This window comes from Actinoplanes cyaneus, assembly GCF_016862095.1.
Classification (GTDB): Bacteria; Actinomycetota; Actinomycetes; order Mycobacteriales; family Micromonosporaceae; genus Actinoplanes; species Actinoplanes cyaneus.
Genome location: NZ_BOMH01000041.1, coordinates 1 through 12,085, shown reverse-complemented (window position 1 = coordinate 12,085; position 12,085 = coordinate 1). Strand labels below are relative to the sequence as shown.

Genomic DNA, 12,085 nt, shown 5'->3' with positions numbered 1-12,085 from the left:
CGCGCCCGTGCGACGCCTGCCTATCATCGCCGCCATGTGTGCGAAGGTGCTGGTCGCCGACGACGACCCGCGGCAGGCCGAGGTGATCCGGCGGTACCTGACCGCGGAGGGGCACGAGGCGTTCGTCGTGCACGACGGCCGGGCCGCGCTCGACCAGGCGCGGCGCCGCCGGCCGGACCTGCTGGTGCTGGACGTGATGATGCCCGGCCTCGACGGGCTGCACGTGTGCCGGACCCTGCGCCAGGAGTCGGACCTGCTGGTGTTGATGCTGACCGCACGGGCCGGCGAGGAGGACCTGCTGCTCGGGCTGGAGCTGGGCGCCGACGACTACCTGACCAAGCCGTACAGTCCGCGCGAGCTGATGGCCCGGGTCCGCACCCTGCTGCGCCGGGCGCCACGCGGTGAGACCCGGGCGGACGTACGCCGGATCGGGCGCATCGGCGTCGACCTCGCCGCCCGACACGTCACCGTCGACGGTGTCGAGGTCGAGTGCACCCGGGGCGAGTTCGCGATCCTGGCCGCGATGTCCGAGCAGCCGGACCGAGTGTTCACCCGCGCGCAGCTGCTGCACCACACCCGGGGGATCGATCGCAGCTCGACGGAACGGACCATCGACGTACACGTGATGAATCTGCGCCGCAAGATCGAGGCGGACCCGCAGCGCCCCGCGCAGCTGATCACCGTCTACGGCGTCGGTTACAAGATCGCCGCGGGATCGGCGTGAGCCGCGTCCGGCTGCGGCACAGCCTGGTCACCCGGCTGCTGGTCACCTCGGTGCTGATCGCGATCGCGGCGATCGCCGCCACGGCCTGGCTGGCCGCGAGCACCGCCACCAGGGCGATCTCGCAGGAGCAGGGGCAGTCGCTGACCGACGACAAGGGCGTCTACGACATGCTGCTCGGCTACGCCGCGACCCACAGCGACTGGTCCGGCGCGCAGGCCCTGATCCAGGCGCGGGCCGCGAAACTGAACCGGCGGATCACGCTGACGACCGTGGACCGCGCGGTGCTCGCCGACTCCGGCCCGGGACCGTCGCTGGCGACCGCGCGGCCCTCGGCCACCGTCGACCCGCTCACCGTCGACACCGCGCTGACCGGCGGCACGGAGCGGATCGACCCCCGCGCGACCGGGCCGTTCCGGGTCCCGGCGGCGCAGCGCGCGGAACTCGACAAGTACGCCTCGGACGTCCTGGTCTGCCTCCGCAATGCCGGTGCCGACGGCCGGATCGTGAACCTGCCCAACGGCCGGCCGTCGGTCACCGTGACCGGTCACGACCCGGAGAACAGCGCCGCAGCCTGCCCGTCGAAACTGGACTATGCGGTCACCAAGGCCGAGGCCGGGCCGCTGAACAGGCTGGGCCGGCTCGCGACGGCCTGTGCCGGGCTGGACCCGAAGTTCCGGCTCGGCGTGTGGCCGGACTTCTCCGCGTACTACGCGACCGCCGTGAGCCCCGCCGAGGTCCAGCCGGTCACCGCCTTGAGCACCCCGCGAGTCGACGGCTGTGTGGAGAAGTCACGGCGGACCATGCTCCAGCCGTACGTCGCCCCGCCCGCGCTGCTGTTCGTCACCGACCCGCGCTCGGGCGCCGACCAGACCCGGTTCACGCTGTCCCGCGCGAACACGATCCGGATCGTGACCGTGACCGGTGGCGTGCTCCTCGCGACGATCCTGGTCACCGTGCTCCTCGGGTACCGGCTGGTGCGGCCGCTGCGCGCGCTGACCGATGCGGCCGACGGTCACCGCCCCGTGCCGGTCACCACCCGGGACGAGATCGGCCGGCTGGCCCGCGCGCTCAACGACTCCACCAGCCGCCGGGACCGGGCCGAGGCGCAGCGCCGGGCGATGGTGATCGACGTGGCGCACGAGCTGCGCACCCCGCTCACCAACATCCGCAGCTGGCTGGAAGCCGCCCAGGACGACCTCGCGCCGACCGACTCCCAGCTGCTCGACCTGCTGCACGACGAGGCGGTGCAGTTGCAGCACATCATCGACGACCTGACCGACCTGGCCGCGGCCGACGCCGGGACGCTGCGGGTGCACGCCGAACCGACGTACGTCCGCGATGTCCTGACGCCGATCGCGGAGAGCCATCGCGTGCCGGCGCGGGCCGCCGGTGTGGAGCTGACGATCGAGATCGACGGTGACCCCGTGGTGTCCGCCGACCCGGTCCGGTTGCGGCAGGTGGTGGGCAACCTGGTCGCCAACGGGATCCGCTACACCCCGGCGGGCGGCTCGGTCACCGTCGCCGCCGCGCAGAACCGGATCCGCGTACGGGACACCGGCGTCGGCATCGCACCGGACGACCTGCCCCGCATCTTCGACCGTTTCTGGCGCGCCGACGAGTCCCGCAGCCGCGCCACCGGCGGCAGCGGCCTCGGGCTGGCCATCGCCCGCAAACTCACCGAGGCGCACGGCGGCACGCTAACCGCCGCCAGCGCGCCCGGCCACGGAAGCACCTTCACCATCGACCTGCCACCAGCACACCCGCACCCGCCTGCTCCACAACCACAGTGAGCCCAGCCAGAGCCGCAACGTCGGCCAGAGCCGCAACGTCCGCCGGAGCCGCGGCGTCCGCCGGAGCTGCGACGTCCGCCGGAGCCGCGACGTCCGCCCGGCGCCCGCTCCCGGCGCGGCGCGGGGTTTCGGCTGGTGCTCACGGTCGTTACTCGTGCCTCATAACAACCGTGAGCGCCAGCCCGGGCCGCGAGGTGCGCTGGGGGTGGGCCGGCGGCGCGGTGCCGGGGTTTCGGCTGGCGCTCATGGACGTTATTCGTGCCTCATAACGTCCATGAGCGCCAGCCGGGGCCGCGAGGTGTGCTGGGGGTGGGCGCGCGGCGCGGGGCGGGGTTTCGGCTGGTCCTCATGGACGTTATTCGTGCCTCATGACGTCCATGAGGACCAGCCGGAGGGCGGGACTCGCGTAGCGGCCCGGAGGGGAGCGGGGCCGGCGGGCGCGGGGTCACGGGCGGGGGCTCACGGCGTACGGGAAATCGGGGTCAGTGGGTTCTGATCTCTTTCTCGAGGTCGATGGCGTCGGGCGCACCGCCAAACTCGTCGGCGATCTCGCCGGCCACGTCGTCGGGAGCGCTGTGCGGCCCCTCCGCGGCCATCGCGGCGTCGGCGGCGGCGAGCGGCCGGTGTCCGGTGGACAGGACGGCGACGCCGAGCAGGACGACGACCGCGCCGATGATGAACGGGACGTGGATGTTCCAGTGGTCGACCATCTTGCCGGCCGCGTAGGGGGCCAGGCCGCCGCCGATGAAGCGGACGAAACCGTAGGCCGCGGACGCGACCGGGCGCTCGATCGGTGAGACCAGCATGACGGCCTGGGTGGTGAGCGTGTTGTTGATGCCGGCGACGATGCCGGACGCGACCACGCAGACGATCACGGCCCAGCGATTGTCGGTGAACACGCCGATCAGCAGGAGCAGGACGGCGAAGACGGTCAGCGCGCCGTAGAGCGACCGCGCGGTGCCGAACCTGCGCTGCAGCCACGCTGCGCCGGTGATGGAGAAGAAGGCGAGCAGCAGGCCCCAGGCGAAGAAGACGAAGCCGAGCCGGGTGGCGCTGAGCTCCATCGGGTACGGCGCGTAGCCGAGCATCGTGAAGAAGCCCCAGTTGTACAGCAGCGCCGTGATGCCCATCGTGAGCAGGCTGCGGTGCCGCAACGCCTTGATCGGTGCGAGCAGCGGGGTCGGCCGCGCGGGCTTCGGGGTGGGCTCGACCAGGGTGATCGTGGCCAGCAGCGCGATCGCCATCAGGACGGCCACGCCGAAGAACGGGCCGCGCCAGCTGAGGTTGCCGAGGAAGCCGCCGAGCAGCGGGCCGGCCGCGATGCCCAGGCCGAGCGCCGCCTCGTAGAGCACGATCGCGCCGGCGAAACCGCCGGTGGCCGACGCGACGATGACGGCGAGGCTGGTGGCGATGAACAGCGCGTTGCCCAGGCCCCAGCCGGCCCGGAAGCCGACGATGCCGTTGATCGAGCCGGACAGGCCGGCGAGCGCGGCGAAGACGACGATCAGCGAGAGCCCGGCGATCAGTGTGGGCTTGGCGCCGATGCGGCTGGCGATCCAGCCGGTGAAGAGCTGGTGAACAGCAGGCTGACCTGGCTGGGCGTGGCGTCGAGTTTCGAGGAGAGCGCCGGGAGGATCGGGTCGACCAGGCCGATGCCCATGAAGCTGACGACGCAGGCGAACGCGACCGCGAAGACGGCCCGTGGCTGCTTGAAGAGTGATTGACCGGTAGCCGTGCTCACCGGACCACCTCCGTACGAAAGGATCTGGATGTTTTCCACTCTAGGTCCATAATGAGGTTATGCAAATGAGCGGCGAGAGTCGTGGATCACAGTTGTTGCCGGTGCTGGCTCAGCTGGTGCGCTTCCTGCGCCAGTTGGAGGGGCCGGACAACCCGAGCTCGGTGGCCCTGGCCGTGCTGCGCCGGCTCTCCGAGGAGGGGCCGGCCCGGGTCACCGACCTGGCCCGGATGACCCGCGCGTCGCAGCCCGGCATGACCCAGCTGGTCGGCCGGATGGAGAAGTCCGCCCTGGTCCGCCGCGTGCCCGACCCGACCGACGGGCGTGGCGTGCTGGTCGAGGTCACCGAGGAGGGGCGGGCTGTGGTCATCCGGACCCTGGCGCACTACGCCACGACGCTCGACCACCTCTTCGACGAGCTGGAGCCGGCCGACCGCGACGCGATCGTGCAGGCCTTGCCCGCGTTGGAACGCCTGGCCCAGGCGGGGCAGAAGGAACGCGCCGGCTGATAGGGTCCGAGCCGACAAGTGAAGACTTCGCCGCAACGACCGCTGCGGGAGAGCCCTCGCGACCTGGCGAGGGCGCCGAAGGAGCAACTTCTCCCTCAGAATCTCTCAGGCCCATGTACCGCAGCGGTCAGGCGACTCTGGAAAGTCAGCGCTTCTACGGCGCTGCGCCCACGGTGCAAACCGCTCAACGGCGGTGAACCTCTCAGGCAGAGATGACAGAGCGAGGGAGGCACCGATCCAAGGAGCCTCCCGTTGCGACGCACCGCGCTCTACGACGTCCACCAGCGCCTCGGCGCCAGCTTCACCGGGTTCGCCGGCTGGGAGATGCCGCTGCGGTACGGCAGTGATGTGGCCGAGCATCACGCCGTACGCCGATCGGCGGGGCTCTTCGATCTCGGCCACATGGGGCAGATCGCTGTCGCCGGGCCGGACGCCGCCGCGTTCCTGGATCACGCCCTGGTCGGCAGGCTCTCCGCGGTGAAGCCGGGGCGCGCCAAGTACACGATGCTGTGCCACACCACCGGCGGCGTGCTCGACGACCTGGTCGTCTACCGGCTCGCCGAGCAGGAGTTCCTGGTCGTGGCGAACGCCGCGAACGCGCAGGTGGTCCGCGCGATGCTGGGTGAGCACTCGGGTGGTTTCGCGGTCACGATCGAGTCCGTGGACCGGGCGCTGATCGCGGTGCAGGGCCCGGACGCCGTGACGATCGCCGGCGAGCACCCGGATCTGAAGTACTACGCGATCAAGCCGTCCCGGGTGGCCGGCAAGGACGTGCTGCTGGCCCGCACCGGATACACCGGCGAGGACGGGTTCGAGATCTACTGCGCGAACGAGGACGCGGCGTCGATCTGGGCGTTCCTGCAGGAGGCGGGCGCGCAGCCGGCCGGACTGGCCTGCCGGGACACGCTGCGGCTCGAGGCCGGGATGCCGCTCTACGGTCACGAGCTGACCATCCGCACCACCCCGTTCGACGCCGGGCTCGGCCGGATCGTGGCGCTGGACAAGCGGGACTTCGTCGGCGGCGAGGCGCTGCGGTCCCACTCGTCGTCGCGGGAACTGGTCGGGCTGGTGTCGAAGGGACGCCGCTCACCGCGGGCCGGACACGCCGTGGTCGACGCAGAAACGGGCGAGACGGTCGGCGAGGTGACCAGCGGCGCGCCGTCGCCGACGCTCGGCCACCCGATCGCTCTCGCATATGTCACGAGAAGTCTGGACTCACGCCGCCTGGCGGTCGATGTTCGTGGCAAGCGTGAAGACGTCGAGATCGTCCCGCTCCCGTTCTACCAGCGCTCCCGGTAAGGATTGATCATGGCCGTCTCCGTCTTCGACCTGTTCTCGATCGGCATCGGCCCGTCCAGCTCCCACACGGTGGGCCCGATGCGAGCCGCGCGACTGTTCACCCGCCTCCTCGACGAGCGGGTGCTCGGCATCCGCGCGGAGCTCTTCGGCTCGCTGGGCGCTACCGGTCACGGCCACGGCACGCCGCGCGCGGTGCTGCTCGGCCTGATGGGGGAGGAGCCGGAGACGGTCGACACGTCCCTGGAACCCGGGCCGATCCTGCTCGGCGGCCGCGAGATCGCCGTCGACCTGGTGCTGCACCGGCGGCGGTCGCTGCCCGAGCACCCCAACGGGATGACCTTCACTGCGCTCGGCGCCGACGGCTCCGAGCTGCTCCGCAAGACCTACTTCTCGGTCGGCGGCGGCTTCGTCGTGGACCAGATGTCCCCCTCCCGCGTACGGGCGGACGACACCGTGCTCCCACACCCGTTCAGCACCGGCGCGGAACTGCTGGAGCTGACCCGCACCACCGGGCTCTCCATCTCGCGGGTGATGCTGGCCAACGAGACCGCGTGGCGATCAGTTCCGGACATCCAGGCCGGGCTGCTCGGCATCTGGCAGGTCATGCAGGACTGCGTGAACGCGGGACTCGACGCCGAAGGGGTCCTGCCCGGCGGCCTCAAGGTGCGCCGGCGCGCGGCGGCGACAGCCCGTCAACTGCGGGCGGCGGGTGACCCTGCCGTGCACGCCATGGAGTGGCTCACGGCGTACGCGATGGCGGTCAACGAGCAGAACGCGGCCGGAGGTCGCGTGGTGACCGCGCCCACCAACGGCGCCGCGGGGATCATCCCGGCCGTGCTCAGCTACTGCCAGGCGTTCGTGCCCGGCTTCAACGCCGACGGTGTGGTCCGGTTCCTGCTGGCAGCCGGTGCGATCGGGCTGCTCTTCAAGGAGAACGCGTCGATCTCCGGCGCCGAGGTCGGCTGCCAGGGCGAGGTCGGCTCGGCGTGCGCGATGGCGGCGGCCGGGCTCGCCGAGGTCCTCGGCGGCACCCCCGAGCAGGTGGAGAACGCCGCCGAGATCGGCATGGAGCACAACCTCGGGCTGACCTGCGATCCGGTGGGCGGGCTAGTGCAGATCCCGTGCATCGAGCGCAACGGGATGGCGGCGGTCAAGGCGGTCACCGCGGCGAAGATGGCATTGCGCGGCGACGGGAAGCACCACGTCTCCCTCGACAAGGTCATCAAGACCATGAAGGAGACCGGCGCCGACATGAAGATCAAGTACAAGGAGACGTCCCGCGGCGGCCTCGCCGTCAACGTCATCGAGTGCTGACGATCAAGACCCCTTCGCGCGTACGGCGTCAGCCCGCCAGCTGACGCAGCGCCTCGTCATCCAGATCGTCGTCGTCCAGGTGCACGTGCCATCGCAGGCTCGGCACCGCCGCCTTCAGGTCCAGCAGCGTTCGCGCCCAGTGCTCGAGCGCTGTCATAGTCACTTTCTTTACTATGCAACTCTTTGTATAGTCGCCTTCCATGAGCCGGTATCCGACGCTGCTGAGCCCCCTGGACCTCGGCCACACCACGCTGCGCAACCGCGTGGTCATGGGGTCGATGCACACCAAGCTCGAAGATCGTGAGCGTGACCTGCCGAAGCTCGCGGCGTACTTCGCCGAGCGGGCCAAGGGCGGCGTCGGCCTGATGGTGACCGGCGGTTACGCGCCGACGTGGCGGGGCTGGCTCGCGCCGTTCGGCAGCACGATGGCCACCCGGCGGCACGCGGACCGGCACCGGATCGTCACGGACGCGGTGCACGAGCACGATGGCAAGATCATCCTGCAGGTGCTGCACGCCGGGCGGTACGGCTACCACCCGTTCATCCAGAGCGCCTCCGGCAAGAAGTCGCCGATCACGCCGTTCCGCCCGCGCGCGATGTCGTCGCGGCAGGTCGGCCGGACCGTGACGGCGTTCGCCCGCGCCGCGAAGCTGGCCCGGCGTGCGGGGTACGACGGCGTGGAGATCATGGGCTCCGAGGGTTACCTGATCAACCAGTTCCTCGCGGCCCGCACCAACGACCGCACCGACGCCTGGGGCGGCACCGCCGAGAAGCGGATGCGGTTCCCGGTCGAGATCGTCGAGCGCACCCGTGAGCTGGCCGGCGACGACTTCATCGTGCAGTACCGGATCAGCCTGCTCGACCTCGTCGACGGCGCCCAGACCTGGGACGAGACCGCCGAGCTGGCCCGGCGGCTGGAAGCGGCGGGCGTGAGCCTGTTCAACACCGGCATCGGGTGGCACGAGGCCCGGGTGCCGACCATCGTCACCTCCGTGCCGCCGGGCGCCTTCACCTGGGTGACCCGCAAACTGCGCGGCGAGGTGTCGGTCCCGGTCATCGCGTCGAACCGGATCAACCGGCCGGAGGCCGCCGAGCAGATCCTCGCCGCGGGCGACGCCGACCTGGTGTCGATGGCCCGGCCGCTGCTCGCCGACGCCGAGTGGGTGGTCAAGGCCGCGCAGGAGCGGGAACGCGAGATCATCACGTGCATCGCGTGCAACCAGGCCTGCCTCGATCACACGTTCCGCAATCAGCGCGCGTCGTGCCTGCTCAACCCGCGGGCCGGGCACGAGACCGAGCTGGTGCTGCTGCCGACCCGTACGGCGAAGAGGGTTGCCGTCGTCGGCGCGGGACCGGCGGGACTCGCCGCCGCCGTGGAACTGGCCGGACGCGGGCACCGGGTGGAGCTCTTCGAGGCGGGGGAGGAGATCGGTGGGCAGTTCCGGCTGGCCGCGCGGATCCCGGGCAAGGAGGAGTTCGCCCGGACCCTCGACTACTACCGCCACATGATCGACATCCGTGGGGTGAAGCTGCACCTGGGGACGCGGGCCACGGTCGAGCCACTGGCCGGCTTCGACGAGGTGGTCCTCGCGACCGGCGTACGGCCGCGTGTTCCCGCCATCCCGGGGGTCGATCACCCGTCGGTGCTCACCTATCAGCAGGTCATCGACGGCGCTCCGGTCGGCGATCGGGTGGCGATCATCGGGGCCGGCGGGATCGGCTTCGACGTCGGCGAGTTCCTGCTGCACAGCCAGAACGAGCCGCTCGGCGACTGGATGCGGCGCTGGGGCGTCACCGACCCCGCCGAGCACCGCGGCGGTCTGGCGACGAAGGTGAAAGTGCCCGCGAAACGGGAGCTCTACCTGCTGCAGCGCAAGGAGACAGCGCTCGGCAAAGGGCTGGGGAAGACGACCGGCTGGGTGCATCGGGCCACGCTGCAGGACGCGGGCGTGACGATGCTGCGCGGTGTCGACTACCAGCGGATCGACGACGACGGGCTGCACCTGGCCGACCGGGTCCTCGCGGTGGACACCGTGGTGCTCTGCGCGGGGCAGGAATCCGTCCGCGACCTCGAAGCCCCCTTGCGGGAGCACGGCGTCACGGTGCACGTCATCGGTGGTGCCGACGTCGCCACCGAGCTCGACGCCAAACGGGCGATCAAGCAGGCGACAGAGCTCGCGGCTCGCATCTGATTCAGGAGACAAACGTGAAGTATCTGTCGCTGAGCGTGGAGAACGGCATAGCCCAGGTCAGGCTGGACCGTCCCGACAAGCTCAACGCCCTCACCCTGGACACCCTCGACGAGCTGATCCGGACCGCCCGCCAGCTCAAGAAGGACCGGACCCTGCGCGCCGTCGTGATCGCCGGCGAGGGCCCGTCGTTCTGCGCCGGCCTGGACATCGCCGGCACGCTGAAGACGCCCGCCCGGGTCGCGAAGGCATTCGTCCCGGCGCCGTGGCGCGGCACGAACACGTTCCAGGAGGCCTGCTGGGCATGGCGCCGCATCCCGGTCCCGGTGATCGCCGCGGTGACCGGTCACTGCTACGGCGGCGGCATCCAGATCGCGCTCGCCGCCGACTTCCGCTTCGCCACCCCCGACTCGAAATGGTCCGTCCTCGAGGGCAAGTGGGGGATCATCCCGGACATGACCGGGGTCCGCAGCCTCACCGAGATCGTCGGGCCGGACGTCGCCAAGCGGCTCACGATGACCGCCGAGCAGTTCAGCGGCGCCGAGGCGCACCGGCTGGGCCTGGTCACCGAGCTGGACGCCGAGCCGCTCAAAGCCGCCACCGCGTTCGCCGAGAGCCTGCTGAGCAGGTCACCGGACGCGCTCGCCGCCGCCAAACGGCTGGTCGACGGCGCGCTGACCGGCAGCGCCCGCCGCACGTTCGCCCGCGAGCGCTGGGAGCAGCTGCGTCTGCTGCGCCTGCCGAACACCGGTGCCCTGCGCCGCGCCGTGCTGAAGAAGAGCGATCCGGAGTTCGGCCCCCGCGCCCGTAGGATGCGCCTGTGGCCCTGAGGAACGCCCTGCTCGCGGCGCTGATCGACAGCGAGTCGTCCGGGTACGACCTGGCCAAACGGTTCCGGGTGTCGGTCGCCAACTTCTGGACCGCGACACCGCAGCAGCTCTACCGCGAGCTCGACAAGATGGAGGCCGAGGGGCTGCTCACGGCCCGCGTCGTGCACCAGGACAAACGGCCTGACAAGCGGCTCTTCTCGATCACCGCCGCGGGCCGGGCCGCCCTGCTGGAGTTCACCCGGCGCGAGCCCAGACCCACCACCGTCCGTGACGAGCTGCTGGTCCAGGTCGAGGCGTTGGCCTGGGCCGACCCCGCCGCGGTCCGGACCTCGATCGAGGCCCGCATCAAGCAGAGCGAGCAACGGCTGGAGGCGTACGAGCGCCAGCTCGCCGAGATCCTCGGCAACCGGAGCCACGAGGAGTTCCTGGCGACCGGGAACCGGATCGGCCCCTACCTGACACTCCAGCGCGGCATCAGTTTCGAGCGCGAGAACATCTCCTGGGGCGAGCTGGCGCTGCGCGTCCTTCAGTCCAGATCAGCCTGAGCCGTTCTCGACGCTCGGCCGCTCCCCGACCGGAGGCTCGGTGGCCAACAGGCCGCTGCCGTCCCGGGCACATCGATGCTCGGACGGCAGCGGTGTCACAACTTCACACCTGGCGAAGCCCTTCAGTGACCGTCCAGTTGGGGAACGTATTCAGATGCGGTGTCGCTGTGACCCGAGAAGGCCCACAGCCGGCCACACCCCGGACAACGCCATACCTGCGTGGCCCGGATGCATTTGCCGGGACGTCACCCCGCGCCATCGGGAGCGATCTCATCGTGCACGCCGCCAAGGACCTGACCGCCGTGGCCACCGAACTAAACAACGGCCGCGCAACGTCCTCGGCTGGGACACCCCTGCTCGGCGGTTCGCCCGTTGCTCGCCGAAGCCTGATCACGTTTACTGATCTGCCGATGAGAGGGCGTTGAGCGTCGCCTTCTTGAACCTAATCTTGTCGGTGGGTAGCGCTAGGGTCCGGCCATGACAAAGATCGACTGGTCAGACGTCCGGCCCCGCATCGCCGCTTTGGCAGGACTCACCGGTGCCGCTGAGGTCTTTGGCGCAACCTCGCACGGCTGGCACCTGGCGGAATCGTTGACCCGTGATGAGCTTGCCGAGTTGGAAGGCCAGCTGGGTGTCGAGCTTCCGGTTGAGTACCGTTCGTTTTTGCTCGAGGTGAGCCGCGGCGGTGCCGGCCCGGCATACGGCCTCTTTCCTGTGCACCGGTTGGATGAGCGTTGGACATGGGAAGGCGGCGGTGCCGCCCTCAACGACCGCGAAGCACTTGTCCGACCCTTTGCTCACATCCGAGCCTTCAACCCAGCCGACGAATTGCCTCCCCGGCCGGAGCGCGGACGGGAGGAGGACGCCTGGTGGGAATTGCGCAGCGAAACTCTCTTCGATCCGGCCCATTCGACCGGCTTGCTCTATCTTTGCCACCTTGGCTGCGCCCTATATGAAGCGCTGGTGGTAAGTGGCCCCTCCCGCGGTCAGATGTGGGCCGATGACACGGCGGATGAGGAGGGCTTCCGTCCGCTGCAGAACCCGGACGGCAGCCGCATGACCTTCGCTGACTGGTACCGCACCTGGCTCTGCCGGTCGGAACGGGCAGCTGGCGCGTGAGAGCGCCCTCCGCTCGAACGTCCTCTTC

The 12,085-nt window shown here is 70.5% G+C and carries 13 protein-coding genes and 2 riboswitches; of the genes, 9 read left to right on the top strand and 4 right to left on the bottom strand.

Translation table 11 applies throughout. From position 1 onward, the window contains the following. Nucleotides 1-34 precede the first annotated feature (34 nt). Together Acy02nite_RS27300 and Acy02nite_RS27295 are read left to right on the top strand one after the other, a co-directional pair. Nucleotides 35-724, top strand: coding sequence for a response regulator transcription factor (locus Acy02nite_RS27300; protein ID WP_203745602.1), 690 nt, complete (start codon nt 35-37; stop codon nt 722-724). Continuing rightward, nucleotides 721-2,514 carry a sensor histidine kinase gene (locus Acy02nite_RS27295; protein ID WP_203745601.1) on the top strand — a complete coding sequence of 598 codons (1,794 nt, stop codon included), beginning with the start codon at nt 721-723 and terminating at the stop codon, nt 2,512-2,514. The genes Acy02nite_RS27300 and Acy02nite_RS27295 overlap by 4 nt, the downstream gene beginning before the upstream one ends. A 482-nt stretch (nt 2,515-2,996) precedes the next feature. Here the strand turns inward: Acy02nite_RS27295 and Acy02nite_RS27290 are convergent, their stop codons facing one another. Continuing rightward, complete coding sequence (locus Acy02nite_RS27290) at nt 2,997-4,037, bottom strand: MFS transporter (protein ID WP_239175295.1); 1,041 nt, start codon at nt 4,035-4,037, stop codon at nt 2,997-2,999. Then, entirely contained in the window at nt 4,037-4,255 is a 219-nt protein-coding gene (locus tag Acy02nite_RS46695) for a hypothetical protein (RefSeq protein ID WP_239175249.1), read from the bottom strand. Before Acy02nite_RS46695 ends, Acy02nite_RS27290 begins: the two co-directional genes overlap by 1 nt. 65 nt (nt 4,256-4,320) lie before the next feature. Between Acy02nite_RS46695 and Acy02nite_RS27285 the strand changes: the two genes are divergently transcribed. The 3 genes from Acy02nite_RS27285 to Acy02nite_RS27275 all read left to right on the top strand — a co-directional run bounded on the left by Acy02nite_RS27285 (nt 4,321) and on the right by Acy02nite_RS27275 (nt 7,374). Then, nucleotides 4,321-4,761: a MarR family winged helix-turn-helix transcriptional regulator gene (locus Acy02nite_RS27285; protein ID WP_203745598.1), complete on the top strand. Its 441-nt coding sequence runs from the start codon at nt 4,321-4,323 to the stop codon at nt 4,759-4,761. Between the two features lie 35 nt (nt 4,762-4,796). Next, nucleotides 4,797-4,892: riboswitch (glycine riboswitch) on the top strand. 4 nt (nt 4,893-4,896) lie between these two features. After that, a riboswitch (glycine riboswitch) is annotated at nt 4,897-4,982 on the top strand. 31 nt (nt 4,983-5,013) lie between these two features. Further along, nucleotides 5,014-6,060, top strand: coding sequence for a glycine cleavage system aminomethyltransferase GcvT (gene gcvT / locus Acy02nite_RS27280; protein WP_203745590.1), 1,047 nt, complete (start codon nt 5,014-5,016; stop codon nt 6,058-6,060). A 9-nt stretch (nt 6,061-6,069) separates the two neighbouring features. After that, nucleotides 6,070-7,374, top strand: a complete 1,305-nt coding sequence (locus Acy02nite_RS27275; RefSeq protein ID WP_203745588.1) for an L-serine ammonia-lyase — start codon at nt 6,070-6,072, stop codon at nt 7,372-7,374. A 28-nt stretch (nt 7,375-7,402) separates the two neighbouring features. Here Acy02nite_RS27275 and Acy02nite_RS47275 read toward each other — a convergent pair whose 3' ends face one another. Then, the gene (locus tag Acy02nite_RS47275) at nt 7,403-7,531 is read right to left on the bottom strand and encodes a hypothetical protein (RefSeq protein ID WP_264653306.1); all 129 of its coding nucleotides are present in this window, start codon (nt 7,529-7,531) and stop codon (nt 7,403-7,405) included. A 43-nt stretch (nt 7,532-7,574) separates the two neighbouring features. Here Acy02nite_RS47275 and Acy02nite_RS27270 point away from each other — a divergent pair, with 43 nt between their 5' ends. Genes Acy02nite_RS27270 through Acy02nite_RS27260 form a run of 3 tightly spaced genes read left to right on the top strand, consistent with a single transcriptional unit; the run spans nt 7,575 to nt 10,938 of the window. Then, on the top strand, nt 7,575-9,566 hold the full coding sequence (locus Acy02nite_RS27270; protein ID WP_203745579.1) for an NADPH-dependent 2,4-dienoyl-CoA reductase: 1,992 nt from the start codon (nt 7,575-7,577) through the stop codon (nt 9,564-9,566). Between the two features lie 14 nt (nt 9,567-9,580). Next, entirely contained in the window at nt 9,581-10,393 is an 813-nt protein-coding gene (locus Acy02nite_RS27265; RefSeq protein WP_203745577.1) for a crotonase/enoyl-CoA hydratase family protein, read from the top strand. After that, the gene (locus Acy02nite_RS27260) at nt 10,384-10,938 is read left to right on the top strand and encodes a PadR family transcriptional regulator (RefSeq protein ID WP_203745575.1); all 555 of its coding nucleotides are present in this window, start codon (nt 10,384-10,386) and stop codon (nt 10,936-10,938) included. The genes Acy02nite_RS27265 and Acy02nite_RS27260 overlap by 10 nt, the downstream gene beginning before the upstream one ends. Before the next feature lie 122 nt (nt 10,939-11,060). Here Acy02nite_RS27260 and Acy02nite_RS47875 read toward each other — a convergent pair whose 3' ends face one another. After that, entirely contained in the window at nt 11,061-11,168 is a 108-nt protein-coding gene (locus tag Acy02nite_RS47875) for a DUF8617 domain-containing protein (RefSeq protein ID WP_498063720.1), read from the bottom strand. A gap of 247 nt (nt 11,169-11,415) precedes the next feature. Between Acy02nite_RS47875 and Acy02nite_RS27255 the strand changes: the two genes are divergently transcribed. After that, nucleotides 11,416-12,057, top strand: a complete 642-nt coding sequence (locus Acy02nite_RS27255) for an SMI1/KNR4 family protein (protein WP_203745573.1) — start codon at nt 11,416-11,418, stop codon at nt 12,055-12,057. Nucleotides 12,058-12,085: the final 28 nt, after the last annotated feature.